This window comes from Streptomyces sp. NPDC052496, from assembly GCF_040679095.1.
GTDB lineage: Bacteria > Actinomycetota > Actinomycetes > Streptomycetales > Streptomycetaceae > Streptomyces.
The window spans coordinates 60,978-77,220 of sequence record NZ_JBFAUH010000003.1; the positions used below are offsets into that span (position 1 = coordinate 60,978).

Consider the following 16,243-nt stretch of genomic DNA (forward strand, 5'->3'; position numbering starts at 1 on the left):
AGCGTGTGCGGTGTACGGGCGCCTGGGCGTCGGGTTCGGGGCGTACGGCTGCCGGGTGGCCGGACTCCGGCCGTACGGGCGCCTAGAGGTCGGGCTTTAGCCGTACGGCCGCCTGGGCACCGGGCTCCGGGCCTACGACTGCCGAGAGGCCGCACTCCGGCCGTGCCGTACGGGCGTCCCGGCTGCCCCCTCCCCGGCCTCAGAACGTGATGACCAGCTTCCCCTGCGCATGCCCCGCCCGGCTGAGCTCCAGCGCCTCCGGGGCCTCCTCCAGGGCGGCTTCGTGGCCGAAGAGCACGGTCAGCCGTCCCGCGTCGAGCTGCCCGGCGAGGATCTCCAGCAGCTGCGGCGAGGGCCGGTTCTGGAAGTTGAAGCCGCGCAGGTTGTGGTCGGTCAGGACGTCCGCGTCGGCGGACCCGACCGTGGAGACGGCCGTCCCGCCGTCCCGCACGGTCCGGGTCATCTCGCCGAACTCGACCGGTCCGCTGACCAGGTCGAGCAGCACGTCCACGCCGTCCGGGTGGGTCGCCAGCACCTGGTCGGCCACCGGGCCCAGCGTGTGGTCGACCGTCCCCGCGGCGCCCAGGCTGACCATCAGGTCCGCCAGGCCCGGCCGCGCGGTGGCGATCACCTCCGCGCCCCGGCCGGCCGCGAGCTGGGTGGCGAAGGTGCCGACGCCGCCGGTCGCGCCGACGATCAGGACCCGTTTGCCCTCGCCGATCCGGGTCTCCTCCACCAGGTTGTAGGCGGTCGTCCCGGCCGTGGGGACGGCGGCCGACGTCGCGTACGTGACGGTGCGGGCCGCGCCGGCCAACGCCTTCTCCTCGGCCGCCGCGAACTCGCCGTACGACCCGCCGCCCCGCCCCGGCCGCTGGAACTGGCCGAACACCGAGTCCCCGACCGTGAAGCGGCGCACGCCGGTGCCGACGGCGACCACCTCGCCCGCGCCGTCCGACCCCAGGACGAGCGGGAAGGAGTGCTGTGTCGTGTCCTTGAGGAGACCGTCGGCGATCTTCCAGTCGAGCGGGTTGACCCCGGCGGCGGACATCCGCACCAGGACTTCGCCGGGTCCGGGATCGGGCTCCGACAGCTCCATGAGCTGGGGCTGCTCGCCGAATGCGGTCACTGCTACGGCCTTCATCGTCGCGTTCCCTTCCGCCCGAACGATCCACCCTCCCGACCGATGGCAGGGCACGGGCCGCCGTCAACGTGGCGCCCGTCGCGGCCCGCTTTCGGGTGAAACGACGCCGGGTGACGACAGCCCTCAGGATCGTAAGCACGCGAACCGGGCGTATCCGGCAGGACGAGGGGCGGTGCCCCGGAAGCAACTCGTACGGCCCCCCGCCGAACCGGTGCCCTCCGGCCCGCTCGGCGCGCCGCGTTTGCCCCCCGGCCCGCCCGGTTACCCGTCCTCGGTATGAGCGGCAGCAGCGGCGGCGCGGACGACGCACACACCATCAAAGCGGGGCGGCGTACGGTCGAAGTCAGCCGGCCCGGCAAGGTCCTCTTCCCGGACGACGGGATCACCAAGGCCGACCTCGCCGACCATTACAAGGCGGTCGCCCGGCGCGCGGTACCGCACCTGCGCGACCGGCCCCTGATGATGGAGCGCCACCCCGACGGCATCGGCGGCAGGCCCCTGATGCAGAAGAACGCCCCCGAGTATTTCCCCGAGTGGGTACGGCGTTCCGAGCAGTCCAAGGAGGGCGGCACCGTCACCCACGTCGTGTGCGACGACGCGGCGACCCTGGTCTACCTCGCGGACCAGGCCACCGTCACCGTCCACCGCTGGCTCTCCCGCGAACACCGCCCCGACCACCCCGACCTGCTGATCTTCGACCTCGACCCGTCCGAGGGCGCCGGCTTCGAGGACGTACGGTGGACCGCCCACCGGGTCTGCGAGCTGTGGGACGAACTGAAGCTGCCCGCCCGCCTGATGACCACCGGATCGCGCGGCCTGCACGTCATCGCCCCGCTGGACGGCGGCTCCGACTTCGACACGGTGCGCGACTTCGCGCACCTGGCCGCCGAACGGCTCGCCCGGCAGCACCCGGACCGGCTCACCACCGAGCAGCGCAAGGCCGAGCGCAAGGGCCGCGTCTACCTGGACGTGCAGCGCAACGCGTACGCGCAGACGGCGGTCGCGCCCTATTCCGTACGGGCCCTGCCGGGCGCGCCGGTGGCCACCCCGATCAGCCGCGACGAGCTGGACGACCCCGGGCTGACGGCCCGGCGGTGGACGGTGGCCACCCTCCCCGACCGCCTCGCCGAGGACGACCCGTGGGCCGGACTGTCCTGGCGCGGCCGGTCGGTACGGGCGGCGCGGGAGCGGTTGGAGGGGCTGGGAGGGGTGGGAGGGGTGAAGGAGTAGAGCGCGTTTCGGTGCGGAGCAGGGCGCTTCTCGGTACGGAGCAGGGCGCTTCTCGGCGAGAAGGCCCGTTTGCCCGTATAAGGCGACCGGCTCCCGGGTGCGGGCTTCAATGGACCAATGATCCGGTTCGAGTCCGTCACCAAGCGCTACCCCGACGGCACCACCGCCGTGGACGACCTGTCCTTCGAGGTCGCCGAGGGCGAGCTGGTGACGCTGGTCGGGCCGTCCGGCTGCGGCAAGACCACGACGATGAAGATGGTCAACCGGCTCATCGACCCGACCGGCGGCCGCATCCTCGTCGAGGACGAGGACATCGCGACGGCCGACCCCGTACGCCTGCGCCGCCGCATCGGTTACGTCATCCAGCAGACCGGCCTCTTCCCGCACCGCACCGTCCTCGACAACACCGCCACCGTCCCGCTCCTGCTCGGCCGGCCGCGCAAGAAGGCCCGCGCCCGCGCCGCCGAACTCCTGGAGCTGGTGGGCCTGGACCCGGCCCTGCACGGGCCGCGTTACCCGGACCAGCTCTCCGGCGGCGAGCGGCAGCGCGTCGGGGTGGCCCGCGCGCTGGCCGCCGACCCGCCCGTCCTGCTGATGGACGAACCGTTCGGGGCGGTCGACCCGGTCGTCCGCGACCGGCTCCAGAAGGAGTTCCTGCGGCTCCAGGCGGCGCTGCACAAGACGGTGCTGCTGGTCACCCACGACATCGAGGAGGCCATCCGGCTGGGCGACCGGATCGCGGTCTACGGGCAGGGCCGCATCGAGCAGTACGACACCCCGGCGAGCGTGCTGGGCGCGCCGGCCTCCCCGTACGTGGCCGAGTTCGTCGGCAGCGACCGGGCCCTGAAGCAGCTCGCGGTCACCGGCATCGACCCCGGCGACCTGGAGCACCCGCCCTTCGCCCGCCTCGGCGAGCCGGCCGCCCGGGCGGCGGACCGGCTGCGCGCGCAGGACGCGCGCTGGGCCGTCGTCCTGGACGAGGAGGGCGGGCTGCACGGGTGGGTGGGTACGGAGGAGATGTCCGGCACGCAAGGGAACGTTTCGGCGCAGGCCCGCCGGATGGAGGCCTGGGTACCGGTGACCGGCTCCCTCAAGGACGCCTTCAGCGAGATGCTCAAGTACGACGCGGGCTGGATCGCCGTCGTGGACGGCACCCGCTTCCTGGGCGTCCTGACCCCGGCCCGGCTGCACGAGGCACTACGGCGCACGATCGGGTCGGACGAGCAGGGGGTGCCGCGGGAGGAGGCGGAGGTGGACTCGGTGCCTACGGAGTGAGGTGCCTACGGGGGGTGAGGTGTCTACGGGGTGAGGTGCCTACGGAGTGAGGTGCTACGGGCTGAGGTGCCTCGGAGTGATCGGGCGGTCCGGCTCGGGGCCCCCGCGGCCCCGCAGCCCCGGAACCACGGCAGCTCCCTTCCACCGACTCACAGCAGCCCCCCTCCCACCGGCTCACAGCAGCCCCTTCTTCCGCAGATAGTCCCGCGCCACGTCCTCCGGGAGCCGCCGCCAGCTGTCCACCCGCTGGTTCAGCTCGGCCAGGTCCTCCGTCGTCAGGACGGAGTTGAGCTTGCCGAGGGCCGCGGCGACCCGCGCACTGCCCGCACGGGCCCGGTTGACCACCGGAACGACGTAGTCCGCGTTCTGGAGCTTCTTGTCGTCCTCCAGGAAGACCAGCCCGAACTGCTCGACCGTCGCGTCCGTACTGGTCGTCAGCACCATCTGGTCCTGCCCGTTCTGCACGGCCTGCTTGGCGGGCGTGGTGCCCACCCCCTTCGGGTCGACGGCCGTGATGTCGATCCCGTACGTACGCTTCAGGCCCGGCGCGCAGAACGGCCGCTGTACGCACTCGTCGCCCGCCGCCAGCCGTACCGGCAGCTTGGCGCGCCCCAGGTCGCTGAGCGTCTTCAGGCGGTGCTGCTCCGCGTACGGGGCGGCCACGGCGAACGCGTTCTGGTCGACGGCCCGGCCCGGCGGCAGCACGGTCAGGCCGCGGGGCGTGGCCAGGGCGCGCAGCGCCCGCATCGTCGTGCCGAGATCCGGCGAGGCTACCGGGTCGGCGTCGGCGCCGTTGGTCTTGGCGTTCAGCCAGTCGGCGAAGGTCGCCGCGTACTCGGGTACGACGTCGATCTGGCCGCTCTCCAGGGACGGCTCGTACAGCTCACGGTTGCCGACGGTCAGGATGCCGGCCTCGTAACCCGCTTTGCGGAGCAGTACCGCGTACATCTGGGCCAGCAGCTCGCTCTCGGTGAAGCCGGCCGAACCGATGGACAGGTGCTTGCTGTCGCCGGGCGCGGCGGTGACCTGGCCGCGGTTCTCCAGGGAGGGGCCGGTGGCGCAGCCGGCGAGAAGCACCAGCGCCAGCAGTGCGCCCAGGTGAAGCCTCCGGCGCGTACGCCGGAGCCCGCCCACCAGCTCACCACCCCGCCCGCTCATCGCGCCCTCCCCCGTGTCCAGGCCGGCCCCAGCCGCTGCACCACCTCGAACACCGCCTCCATCAGCAGCGCGAACACCGCCACGATCACCGCCCCCGCGACCACCTGCGGCGTACTCGCCAAGTTGAAGCCCGCGGTGATGATCCGTCCGAGCCCGCCCCCGCCGACCAGCGCGGCCAGCGTCGCCGTCGCCACCAGCTGCACCGCCGCGATCCGCACCCCGGTCAGCACCAGCGGCAGCGCCAGCGGCACCTCCACCCGCCACACCAGCTGCCCGCCGGACATCCCCATCCCGCGCGCCGCCTCCACCACGTCCCGGTCCACCTCCCGCATCCCGACGTACGCGTTGGTCAGCAGCGGCGGCAGCGCGAACAGCACGAGCGCGATGAACGTCGGCCAGTCCCCGTGCCGCCCGAGCGGGGTGAGCAGGAGCAGCACCAGTACCGCGAAGGTGGGCACGGCGCGCCCCACGTTGGCGAGATTGACGGCCAGGGCGCCACCGCGGCCGAGGTGCCCGAGGGTGACGGCGACGGGCAGCGCGATCAGGCAGGCGGCGAGCAGACAGCCGACGGTCAGCAGCAGGTGTTCCGTGAGGCGGTGCCAGATGCCGTTCTCACCGGCCCAGTGCGCGCCCGTACCGAGCCAGGACCAGACGTCCGCGAGCGTCTTCACGCGCGCCGCCACGGTGTCAGCAGCCGCTCCAGACCGAGCAGCAGCAGGTCGAAGGCGACCGCGATGACGACGCACAGCACGGACGCCGTCAGCACCTGCGCCTTGAAGAACGAGTTCATGCCCGCGTAGATCAGGTTGCCCAGCCCGCCGTGGCCGACGATCGCCCCGATCGTCGTCAGTGCGACGGCGGAGACGGTCGCGATCCGCAGCCCGGCCATCGCGGCGGGCACCGCCAGCGGCAGCTCGACGGCCAGCAGCTGCCGCAGCGGCCCGTACCCCATGCCGCGGGCCGCCTCCTTCGCCTCCTCCGGTACGCCGGCCAGGCCCGCCAGGATGTTCCGTACGAGGAGGGTGAGCGAGTACAGCGCCAGCCCCACGATCACGAGGGTGGACGACAGCCCGTACAGCGGCAGCAGCAGCGAGAACATCGCCAGCGACGGGATCGTGTAGAGCACGGTCGTGACGCCCAGCACCGGCCCCACCGTCCAGCGCCACTGGCGCGCGATCAGCGCCAGCGGCAACGCGATCACCAGGCCGAGCAGCACGGACACCACGGTCAGGTGCAGATGCTGGAGCGCCGCGTCGAGGAGGATGTGGCGGCGGGTGGCGAGGTAGTCACCACAGATCCAGTCGTTGCGGGCCAGGCAGTCGTCCGGAGGGGCAGTCACTGTAGAAGTCCACCGCGGCGGGGGGTGGGTGTCTTGCGGGGTGGGCTGGACGGGTTACGGGTTACGGGTTACGGGTCATGGGCTACGGATTACGGGCTACGGGCTATGGGTCACGGGTCGCGGGTCACGGGTTACGGGGATGGGCGCAGACGCTGGCTGCTACCGGGGCCTGGCACCGCGGACGGCGTCGCCCCCGCCCCCGGCCGCTTCGGTGGCGCGTGCGCGGACTCCACATCCTGCGGGAACGTCAGCTGCCGGCCCTGCCACTCCAGAGCCGGCGCGACCTCCCGCCGCCACGTCGAGAACTGGTGGCTGCCGCGCGGCAGGATGATGGAGTCCACGGTCATCGGAGGCTTCGCCGCCTGGATGAACCGCAGGGTGTCGCGGTAGTTCGGCTCGCCCAGGCGGCTGCTGGCCACCAGCGCCGAGACCCGCGGTACGTGCAGGCGCGCCAGGCGCCACAGCAGATCGTGCTCGCGCTCCCGCCGCGCGGCAGCCGCTCCGCCGCCGAACAGGTTCCCCGTCGTCAGGTCGTCCTTGACGGCGTAATCGCCGGAGAGCGAGACCGCGGACGTGTAGACGCCGGGGTTGCGCAGGGCCAGCAGCAGCGAGCACGTACCACCGGACGAATACCCGAAGGCACCCCAGGCGCTCGGATCGTGTCCCACTCGGTAGGCCGCCTTGACGGCCTCCGGCAGGTCCTGCGTGAAGAACGTCTCGGCCTGCGGCCCGCCCGGTACGTCCACACACTCGGTGTCCCGCGGCGGCGCGATCGTCGGCCGGACCATCACCAGCACGGTCGGCTGCATCCGGCCCGCCTCGATCAGCTCGCCCGCGGTCTGCGGGATCCGGAGGTGCTGCGCGAGGTTCATGATGCCGCCCGGGTAGCCGCTGATCACGACGGAGACGGGGAAGCGCTGGCGGCGGTACTGGTGCTGGAAGTACTGCGGCGGCAGGTAGACGAAGGCCGGGTTCACGACGCGGGTACGGCGCCCGACGATCCGTACGGACTCCACCTTGCCGGCCTCACTGGGCGCGCCCTGCGGCAGGCCGGTCACCCGGTCCAGCCCCTGCGGGCCCGCGGGCTGGACCAGCCCGCCCCGGAGGCTGCGGGCGTCGGCGTACCGCGGGCCGCCGCCCTTGTTCACCGCCACCGGTGCGTCATCGGTGTTGCCCAGGAGCTCGTCCCAGCTGCTGTAGAACTCGAAACTGGAGTTCACCGCCAGGGCGAGCGAACACAGGACCGCCACCTGGGTGACGAGGATGGAACCGATCCTGCCCAGTACGGGGAGCACGCCGCGCCCGGACAGCCGCGGCCAGCGCCACACCGTGAGCACCACGCACGCCACGGCCAGCGTGATCATCGCGATTTCGAGCGACTGACTGGTCAGCCCCATGCGCCCACCTCTCCCGTCACCCGTACGCGAGCCGCCCGGACCTCCGGACCGCCGCCAGGGTCAACGGGCGTACGGGCTTTGGGTCACCACACGAGCTACACCCCACCCCTTCGCACACCCGCCCGCCGCACATACGCTCTCCCCACACACGCCCCGCCCGCACACCCCCACCAGCTCCCGCACCCCCACACCAGCTCAAGCCACAAAACACTCAAACGGGGCGTACCGCGAGACGCGCGGTGTCCCACGATGGGACCGGCCCAGGCGGCTACCCTTACGTGTCCGGCCTGGTCAGGGACATGTCCGCGCTTCTCGGACATTCGCCGCACCGCACACACGCTAGAGAGGTTCGCCGATGGGCATTCGGAGTCTGCTGCGCAACGCTTTCGGTCGCTCCAAGGCGGCCCGCGAGGAATCGAACGAGGCGGCGAGCGGCACTCGGACGCCGGAAACAGCGACGATCCCGGAGGCCCGCGAAGAGGCCACCCCGGAACCCGCCACCCCCCGCGACCCCGCCGTCCCCACCGCCCGCACCGCCCCCACCGACCCGCCGGCCACATCCCTGCCCAACCAGGCGACATCGTCCGGCAGCCCGTCCCCCTCCGAGAACTCCGCTTCCGACCTCGTCTCCCAGGCCTTCGACACACAGAAGCGTGCATCGGAGGCGGAGGTACGGGAGGCGAAGGTACGTGAGGCGGAGGTACGGGAGGCGGAGGTCCCGGTCGTCGAGACCCCGGAGGCGCCGGTCGTCGAGACCCGGGAGGCGGAGGCGCCGACCGCCGAGACCCGCGAGCCGGAGGCCGGGGCCAAGGCGGAGCCGACGCCTGAAGCCAAGGCGGAGCCGGCGCCCGAGGCTGCCAAGCCCGAGCCGAAGGTCGAACCAGAGGCCGAGCCGCAGGTCGAGCCGAAGGTCGAGCCGAAGACCGAAGCCAAGCCCGAACCTGAGCCCGAGACCAAGCCTGAGCCCGAGCCCGAAACAGAACTCGGAACCGGAACCGGAACCGAACCCGAAACTGAACCCGGAACCGGAACCAAGGTGGCCCCCACCCCCACCCCCACCTCCCTCACCAAAGTCGAAACCCAGGCCCCCGCCCTCGTCAGCCTCTACAAAGCTGCCCGGGTGTCCCTGGAGAAGCAGGGGCTGGCCACCCAGCGGGCCGCGGTCTACCTCGTCCTCGACCGTTCGGGGTCGATGCGCAACTACTACAAGGACGGCACGGTCCAGCACTTGGCCGAACAGGCCCTCGGCCTGTCCGCCAACCTCGACGACGACGGCACCGTACCGGTGGTCTTCTTCTCCACCGACGTCGACGGCACCGCCGAACTCGACCTGGGCAACTACGAGGGCCGCATCGAGGAGTTGCACGCGGGCCTCGGCCACATGGGCCGCACGAACTACCACTGGGCCATCAACGCCGTGATCGAGCACTACGAGAAGTCCGGCGCGACCGACCCCGCCTTCGTCATCTTCCAGACCGACGGCGCCCCCACCTCCAAGCCGGCCGCGGAGAAGGCCCTCTGCGAGGCCGCGAAGCTGCCCATCTTCTGGCAGTTCGTCGGCTTCGGCGACCCGGACGCCAAGGGCTTCGACTTCCTCCGCAAGCTGGACGACCTGGCCGTACCGGAGAAGCGCGTCGTCGACAACGCGGGCTTCTTCCACGCCGGCCGCGACCCCCGCTCCCTCGCCGACGCCGACCTCTACCAGCAGTTGATGGTCGAGTTCCCCGCCTGGCTCCAGGAAGCCCGCACCGCCGGCATCCTCCCCTCCTGACGCCCCAGCCCCACCAGCCCCACCCTGCACCTCGTGCAGACCCAGCCCCACCCACCGGCCGCGGCCGGGCCACCCGGCCCGCCGCGGCCGTGGTCATTTCCACCGCGACGCCTGGTTGAATTCTTCATCACATCAGCCGCCCGGCCGGCTTCCACCCACCTCAGCCGCATTGTCAGTGCCATGTGTAAGAGTGTTACGCGTTGACCACACGGGGGTGGGGGGCTGCTATGCCATTGACCGAAGAAATTGCCGGTATGTACGCGTACGAAGGCGACCCGGCGGCGCTCATCGGGGAATTCCGGCGCACGAGCGTCCTGGTGCCCGTATCCGATGACGGGCTCATGTCCGCCGAATGGGGCGGAATACGCTGGCTCTACGCATTCACGGACGAGGACGCCCTCAACCGCTTCGCGCTCGCCAGAGGCAGCGCACCGGAGACACACTGGCAGTACGTCTCCGCACTGGGCGCCCGGCTGCTCGATGTCGTCGTCCCGGCCGTCGGGGGACCGGCCGGTGTCGCCCTGGACGCCGGTAGTGAACAGGGAATGCTCTTCCCGCCGGCGCCCGGCATCGTGCCGGACTCCGTAGCCGTGCACACCGATGAGGGCGAGCAGGCGCCCGCCTCCGGCTCCACGCCCCTGCCCGGCCCCGGCGGTGACCGCATATGAGCGCGGGGAACGGCTACAAGCTCGACCAGCAGGCACTCCAGCAGGTCAGCAAAGGCATCAACGACACCATCTCGGAACTCAAAGAGCTGGGATTCGACAGCCAGGCACAGCTCGGCCACGGCTTCGAGAAGATCCAGCTGACCGGAATGGAAGCCGGACATGCCGAACTCGCGTCGACTTTCGAGACGTTCTGCGAACGCTGGACCTGGGGAGTCCGCGCCCTGGTGCACGAGGCCAATTCCTTCGCCCGCCGCCTCGACCTGTCGGCCGGCCTCTACCACGAGCAGGAACAGTACGTTTCCGATCAGCTCAAGATCACGACAAACGCGGCGATCGGTGACCCCGCGCTGTCCTCGGAGGAGATCAAGAAGAAGTCCTGGGAGCAGATCCGCGACGACAACCCGTTCACCCAGATCAGGGACGCCGATTACGACATGAACTCGGCGGCTTCGAAGGAGTCGTACGAGCGGATCCGTACGTCGTGGGAGCAGACGAAGCAGGACTGGTCCACGTCCAAGTGGGCGGGCGACGCCGACCACAACCTGGCGCTGAAGGCCATGGGCGTCGGCCAGACCGAGGCCAAGGACGCGCAGCACGACGGTGGTGAGGGCTGATGGGCATCCTCGACGGGCTGGGCAACGTCGTCGACACGGTGGCCGACAAGACCGGGGACATCGTCGACGGCGCCAAGGAAAAGCTGGGCGAGGGGGTCGAGTTCGTCACCGACAAGACCGCCGACGCCCTGGACTCGGTCGGCGCGGAAGGAGTCGCCGACAAGGTCCGCTCCGCGGGCGAGGACGTCGCCGACAACCTCGGCGCCCACGTCGACGAGCGGAACCTGGGCGAGTCCGACGACCCCAAGGACCTGGTGCACGGTGACGCCTCCGCGATCAACGAGTCCGCCGCGCACCTGAAGGACTTCTACACCGCGTTCGAACGGGTCGGGCAGGGCCTGCGCAAGCTGGACTCCGGCGGCTGGGAGGGCAAGGCGGCGGACAGCTTCCACGAGGAGTTCGACGCCCACCCGAAGCAGTGGATGCAGGCCGCGGACGCCTGCGAAGCTGCGAGCAAGGCCCTGCACGCGTACGGGGAGACGGTCTCCTGGGCCCAGAGCAAGGCCGAGACGGCCATCCACAAGTACAAGGCCGCGCAGGACGCCACGAAAAAGGCCGTCGACGCCTACCAGGCCCAGGTGGAGTCGTACAACTCCAAGGTCGACGCGTACAACGCCGCCCTGGAGAAGAACGCCGACCCGGGGCAGCAGCCCCAGAAGCCGGGCGCCTTCACCGACCCCGGTGAGGAAGGGCGCAAGGCCGCCCAGGAATTGCTCAAGAACGCCCGCCACCAGCGGGACGAGGCCGCGGAGCGTGCCCAGCACGCGATCAGCCAGGCGCTGGCCCACGCGCCGCGGGAGCCCAAGTTCACCCAGCAGTTCCTCTCCGACGTGTCGGACGGGGCGGTGTCCGGCGGTATCCAGCTCATGCACCTGGCAGGCGGTGCGCTCAGGGCCGGGGCCGAAACGGTGAAGCTGGTCCGTACGGTCAACCCGCTGGACGTCTACAACCTCACCCATCCCTTCCAGTACATGTCCAACGTGTCCACCACGCTCCTGGGCCTCACCACCACCGTCGCCCATCCCGAGCGGCTGCCCAAGGCCCTGCTCGGCACGGGCTGGGGCAGTGACCCGGCGGACGCGGCAGGATCCCTGATCGTCAACCTCGTGGGCGGCAAGGGGGCGGGCGGCCTGGCCAAGGGAGCCGCCAAGGCCGGCGCGAAGGGTCTCGCCAAGGACACCGCACGCTCCGCGGTCAAGGACGCCGGAAAGACCACCCTGCGCGACCGCGCCCGCCGCGCCTGGTGCAAGACCTTCGGCAGCGACCCGATCGACATGGCCACCGGCCGCATGATCCTGCCGCAGACCGACATCACCCTGCCCGGCAGCCTGCCGCTCACCTTCAGCCGCACCTTCGAATCGTCCTACCGGACGGGCCGCTGGTTCGGCCCCACCTGGATGAGCACCGTCGACCAGCGCCTGGAGATCGACGCCGAGGGCGTCATCCTCGTCGGCGAGGAAGGCAATCTGCTCGCCTACCCGCACCCGGCCGTCGGCGTGCCCACCCTGCCCGTCGAGGGCGAGGGCCACCCGCTGGAGCGGACGCCGGACGGTGACTACGTCGTCGTCGACCCCGTCGGCGGCACCCGCTGGTACTTCACCACGTACACCGACGACATCGCCGTCCTCGACGAGATGTCCGACCGCCGGGGCAACCGCCACACCTTCGACTACGACGAGACCGGCACGCCGACCGCCATCACCCACAGCGCCGGCTACCGTCTGCTGCTCACCACCGAGGCGGGCCGCGTCACCGCCCTCCACCTGGCCGGAGCGGCCCCCGGCGGAGGCGACCAGCTCATCCGCCGCTACGGCTACGACGAGTCCGGCAACCTCACCACCGTCACCGACTCCTCCGAGCTGCCGCTGCGTTTCACGTACGACGCCGCGGACCGCATCACGTCATGGACGGACACCAACCACAGCTCGTACAGCTACGCGTACGACGACCAGCACCGCTGCATATGGCAGAGCGGCACCGAAGGGCACCTGCGCGCCCACTTCGACTGGGGCGACCCCGATCCCGACACCGGGCTGCGGACCAACCTCCACCACAACTCCCACGGCCAGGTCACCCGCCACCTGGTCAACGACCGCCACCAGGTCGTCGCCACCACCGACCCCACCGGCGCCACGACCCGGACGGTCCGCGACGCGAAACACCGCGTCCTGTCCGTGACCGACCCGCTCGGCCGCACGACCCGCTTCACGTACGACGACGAAGGCCGCCCCACCGAGGTCACCCTCCCCGACGGCAGCCGCACCACGTCCACGTACAACGACCGCGGCCTGCCGCTCACCACCACCGGACCGGACGGCACCACCTGGTCCCACACCTACGACCTCGGCGGCAACCGCACCTCCTCCACGGACCCCGCAGGCGCCACCACCCACTACGCCTACGACTCCCGGGGCCACCTCTCCTCCGTCACCGACGCCCTCGGCAACACCACCCGCCTCTACTGCAACGAAGCGGGACTGCCGCTCTCCACCACCGACCCGCTCGGCGCCCGCACCCACTACCGCCGCGACGCCTTCGGCCGCATCACCTCCGTAACAGACCCTCTCGGCGAGACCACACACCTCGTCTGGACCGTCGAGGGCCGGCTCGCCACCCGCATCGACCCCACCGGCGCCGCCGAGCACTGGACGTACGACGGCGAGGGCAACCGCACCTCACACACCGACGCCATCGGCCAGGTCACCCGCTTCGAATACACCCACTTCGACCTGCTCGCGGCCCGCACCGATCCGGACGGCACCCGCCACACCTTCACCCACGACACCGAGCTGCGCCTCACCCAGGTCACCAACCCACAGGGCCTGACCTGGAACTACGCCTACGACGGCGCAGGACGCCTGACCTCCGAGACCGACTTCGACGATCGCGTCCTGACCTACACCCACGACGCGTCCGGCCAACTCACCACCCGCACCGACGCACTCGGCCAGACCACCACCTACACCCACACCCCCCTCGGCCACCTCGCCGAGAAGAACGCCGCGGGCCTCGTCACCACCTACGAGTACGACACCGCCGGCCGCCTCCTCCGCACCAGCAACCCCGACGCGACCGTCACCTACACCCGCGACGCTCTCGGCCGCGCCCTCACCGAAACCGTCAACGGCCGCACGCTTTCCTTCACCTACGACGCGCTCGGCCGCCGCACCTCCCGCACGACACCCACCGGCGCCACCACCACCTACACCTACGACGCCGCCGGCAACCGCACCCACATGTCGGCCTCCGGCCACCCGCTCGCCTTCGACCACGACGCCGCCGGCCGCGAAACCGCCCGCCACCTCTCCGACGCCCTCACCCTCACCCAGGCCTGGGATCCCACAGGCCGCCTGGCCTCCCAGTCCCTCACCTCTTCCTCACCCCACACCCCCCTCACGCCCCTCCTCTCCCGCACCTACACCTACCGCCCCGACGGCAACCTCACCGGAATCGACGACTCCGCCCGGGGCCACCGCACCTTCGACCTCGACCGCGCGGGCCGCGTCACGGCCGTCAACGCCGCGGACTGGTCGGAGACCTACACCTACGACGAGTCCGGCAACCAGACCCACGCCACCTGGCCCACCGAACACGCCGGCGCCGCCGCCCAGGGCCCCCGCTCCTACACCGGCACCCGCATCAACCGCGCCGGCTCGATCCGCTACGAACACGACGCCCTCGGCCGCGTCACCCTCCGCCAGAAGACCCGCCTCTCCCGCAAGCCGGACACCTGGCACTACACCTGGAACGCGGAAGACCGCCTCACCGCCGTCACCACCCCCGACGGCACCCCCTGGCGCTACACCTACGACCCCCTCGGCCGCCGCACCGCCAAACACCGCCTGACCCCCGACGGCTCCACAATCCTCGAATCCACCCACTTCACCTGGGACGGTCCCACCCTCACCGAACAATCCACCACCACCCCCACCTCCCCCCACTCCCTAACCCTCACCTGGGACCACCAGGACCTGACCCCACTCACCCAAACCGAACGCAAACTCACCACGCCCGGCCTGTCCTCCGCACCACAACAGGTGATCGACGAGCGCTTCTTCAGCATCGTCACGGATTTGGTGGGGACTCCTACGGAGTTGGTCTCGGAGTCGGGGGAGGTGGCGTGGCAGACCAGGACCACCCTTTGGGGAACCACGGGGTGGAAGAAGGGTGCCACTGCATACACCCCCCTGCGTTTCCCAGGCCAATACTTCGACGCGGAAACACAGCTTCACTACAACTATTTCCGGCACTACGACCCGGACGTGGGCCGCTACGCGTCGCCGGACCCTCTGGGGCTCGAACCTGCACCGAACCCGATCGCTTACGTAGATAATCCGCACGGCTGGTCGGATCCATGGGGCCTGTCCCCCTGCGCACGGGCATCATGGGAGAAGAAGGCCGACTTTTCGAGCCAAAAGGTGATGAGCAAGAAGTACCATGCGCATGCATCAGACTTCCTGGACTCACCAGGAAACATGAATGGCGCGAATATGAAAAAATTCGAGCAGGCCATGCGCGAACACATGACGGCCGGGGACACAAAAATATACCGCTTCAATTACAGGAACCAGGGATCCGCCGTCGGCTTCATTGACCCCGCCACGAACAAAATGGTCATGCTTCGAGCCGACGGAAGGTTCTGGTCGGCCTGGAAGCTCGGCGACAGGCAATTTTCGGACATTGTTGACAAGGGAAGGCTGTGGTGATGACCAAGTGTCACCCAATGACGACTCATTCCTGACAACCGACCTTATTTCCTCCAACAATTCCTTCTCCCCTTCCTGGCTAAGAAAGAATGGTAAGCGAGTAGCGCCGCTGCCAGTATCCAATGATTCAGATCCTGGCCCCCTACGGCGCTTGATTGCGGGGTGCCGAGAAAGCGGTACGGAAGAATTGTATTTCATCGCCTTGCTAGGCGATCGGAGCCCACAGGGGGTAGGGCGCACAACGCAAGTGCCGGCCGGTCACCTACAGGAAGAATTCCTACGGCGCCCGGGGCAGCGCCTGGCCGCACCCTTGTCGCTCACCGGAGCACTGCTCTACCCGGGTTCTGGTTACGCACTCATCGCCGGAACCCCCCGCTTCCTCAAGGGAGCCTTCCCCGAAGGAGTTGATCAAGCTCTCGTCGACTTTTCGAGGTACGCCAAGAAGGCCACCCGACACCGGTCGACCCTGATTGAGGTAGCCAAAACTTTTCCTCCATTTAAGCATTCTTGGGCAAAGCCAGATGACGTAGCCGACGGAAGCGGGACATATGAGCAACTGGAGCTCATGCAGTCCCTTCTGAACGGACGCCTGGCGGTGTCTCGTTTCGCTGAGGAATGGCTGGCTGCCCGGCGTCGAGCCCTGAGCGAAGGGGATCGCTTGCGCTCCCCTCTTGACGCGGCGTTGGACGAAGTCTTCTACACCCTGGAGGATTACTCGATCGATCCAGCATTCAAGGAGCCCGAAGACCTGACGGAGGCGGAAGTTGTGGAGCGAGTACGAGAGATTTTTGGACGGCTCACGCAAACGGGTCAGTAGCGCCGCATGCTCACTTGAGTGCAGCGCTCAGCGCATGAGTCCGAATCCGTTCGCAGTGGATGGGGAGGGATTAATGGATAAGACCGACCGCATCCGTCGCTGGATCCCGGTACCGATCGAGGAAAGC

At 70.0% G+C, this 16,243-nt stretch carries 12 protein-coding genes; 7 read left to right on the forward strand and 5 right to left on the reverse strand.

Features of this window, described 5'->3' with window-relative positions; genetic code table 11:
* Positions 1-199 precede the first annotated feature (199 nt).
* Positions 200-1,141: an NADP-dependent oxidoreductase gene (locus AB0L45_RS05675; RefSeq protein ID WP_365836480.1), complete on the reverse strand. Its 942-nt coding sequence runs from the start codon at positions 1,139-1,141 to the stop codon at positions 200-202.
* Positions 1,142-1,417: 276 nt separating this feature from the next.
* Here AB0L45_RS05675 and ligD point away from each other — a divergent pair, with 276 nt between their 5' ends.
* Together ligD and AB0L45_RS05685 are read left to right on the forward strand one after the other, a co-directional pair.
* Positions 1,418-2,371, forward strand: a complete 954-nt coding sequence (ligD, locus tag AB0L45_RS05680; protein WP_365836481.1) for a non-homologous end-joining DNA ligase — start codon at positions 1,418-1,420, stop codon at positions 2,369-2,371.
* Between the two features lie 117 nt (positions 2,372-2,488).
* Positions 2,489-3,646, forward strand: coding sequence for a betaine/proline/choline family ABC transporter ATP-binding protein (locus tag AB0L45_RS05685; RefSeq protein WP_365836483.1), 1,158 nt, complete (start codon positions 2,489-2,491; stop codon positions 3,644-3,646).
* Between the two features lie 174 nt (positions 3,647-3,820).
* Here the strand turns inward: AB0L45_RS05685 and AB0L45_RS05690 are convergent, their stop codons facing one another.
* The 4 genes from AB0L45_RS05690 to AB0L45_RS05705 form a co-directional block, all read right to left on the reverse strand.
* Complete coding sequence (locus AB0L45_RS05690; RefSeq protein WP_365836485.1) at positions 3,821-4,804, reverse strand: ABC transporter substrate-binding protein; 984 nt, start codon at positions 4,802-4,804, stop codon at positions 3,821-3,823.
* The gene (locus AB0L45_RS05695) at positions 4,801-5,475 is read right to left on the reverse strand and encodes an ABC transporter permease subunit (RefSeq protein WP_365836487.1); all 675 of its coding nucleotides are present in this window, start codon (positions 5,473-5,475) and stop codon (positions 4,801-4,803) included. Before AB0L45_RS05695 ends, AB0L45_RS05690 begins: the two co-directional genes overlap by 4 nt.
* Positions 5,472-6,143 carry an ABC transporter permease gene (locus tag AB0L45_RS05700; protein ID WP_365836489.1) on the reverse strand — a complete coding sequence of 224 codons (672 nt, stop codon included), beginning with the start codon at positions 6,141-6,143 and terminating at the stop codon, positions 5,472-5,474. The genes AB0L45_RS05695 and AB0L45_RS05700 overlap by 4 nt, the downstream gene beginning before the upstream one ends.
* A gap of 131 nt (positions 6,144-6,274) precedes the next feature.
* Positions 6,275-7,540 (reverse strand): alpha/beta hydrolase-fold protein, encoded by a 1,266-nt coding sequence (locus AB0L45_RS05705; RefSeq protein WP_365836491.1) that lies wholly within the window; start codon positions 7,538-7,540, stop codon positions 6,275-6,277.
* A gap of 355 nt (positions 7,541-7,895) precedes the next feature.
* On the opposite strand from AB0L45_RS05705, the gene AB0L45_RS05710 reads away from it, so the two are divergent.
* The 5 genes from AB0L45_RS05710 to AB0L45_RS05730 all read left to right on the forward strand — a co-directional run bounded on the left by AB0L45_RS05710 (position 7,896) and on the right by AB0L45_RS05730 (position 16,116).
* Positions 7,896-9,311, forward strand: coding sequence for a VWA domain-containing protein (locus tag AB0L45_RS05710; RefSeq protein ID WP_365836493.1), 1,416 nt, complete (start codon positions 7,896-7,898; stop codon positions 9,309-9,311).
* Between the two features lie 254 nt (positions 9,312-9,565).
* Complete coding sequence (locus AB0L45_RS05715; protein ID WP_365836495.1) at positions 9,566-9,979, forward strand: SseB family protein; 414 nt, start codon at positions 9,566-9,568, stop codon at positions 9,977-9,979.
* Positions 9,976-10,593: a hypothetical protein gene (locus tag AB0L45_RS05720; protein WP_365836497.1), complete on the forward strand. Its 618-nt coding sequence runs from the start codon at positions 9,976-9,978 to the stop codon at positions 10,591-10,593. The genes AB0L45_RS05715 and AB0L45_RS05720 overlap by 4 nt, the downstream gene beginning before the upstream one ends.
* The gene (locus AB0L45_RS05725) at positions 10,593-15,299 is read left to right on the forward strand and encodes a putative T7SS-secreted protein (protein WP_365836499.1); all 4,707 of its coding nucleotides are present in this window, start codon (positions 10,593-10,595) and stop codon (positions 15,297-15,299) included. Before AB0L45_RS05720 ends, AB0L45_RS05725 begins: the two co-directional genes overlap by 1 nt.
* A 565-nt stretch (positions 15,300-15,864) precedes the next feature.
* Entirely contained in the window at positions 15,865-16,116 is a 252-nt protein-coding gene (locus AB0L45_RS05730) for a colicin immunity domain-containing protein (protein ID WP_365836501.1), read from the forward strand.
* Positions 16,117-16,243: the final 127 nt, after the last annotated feature.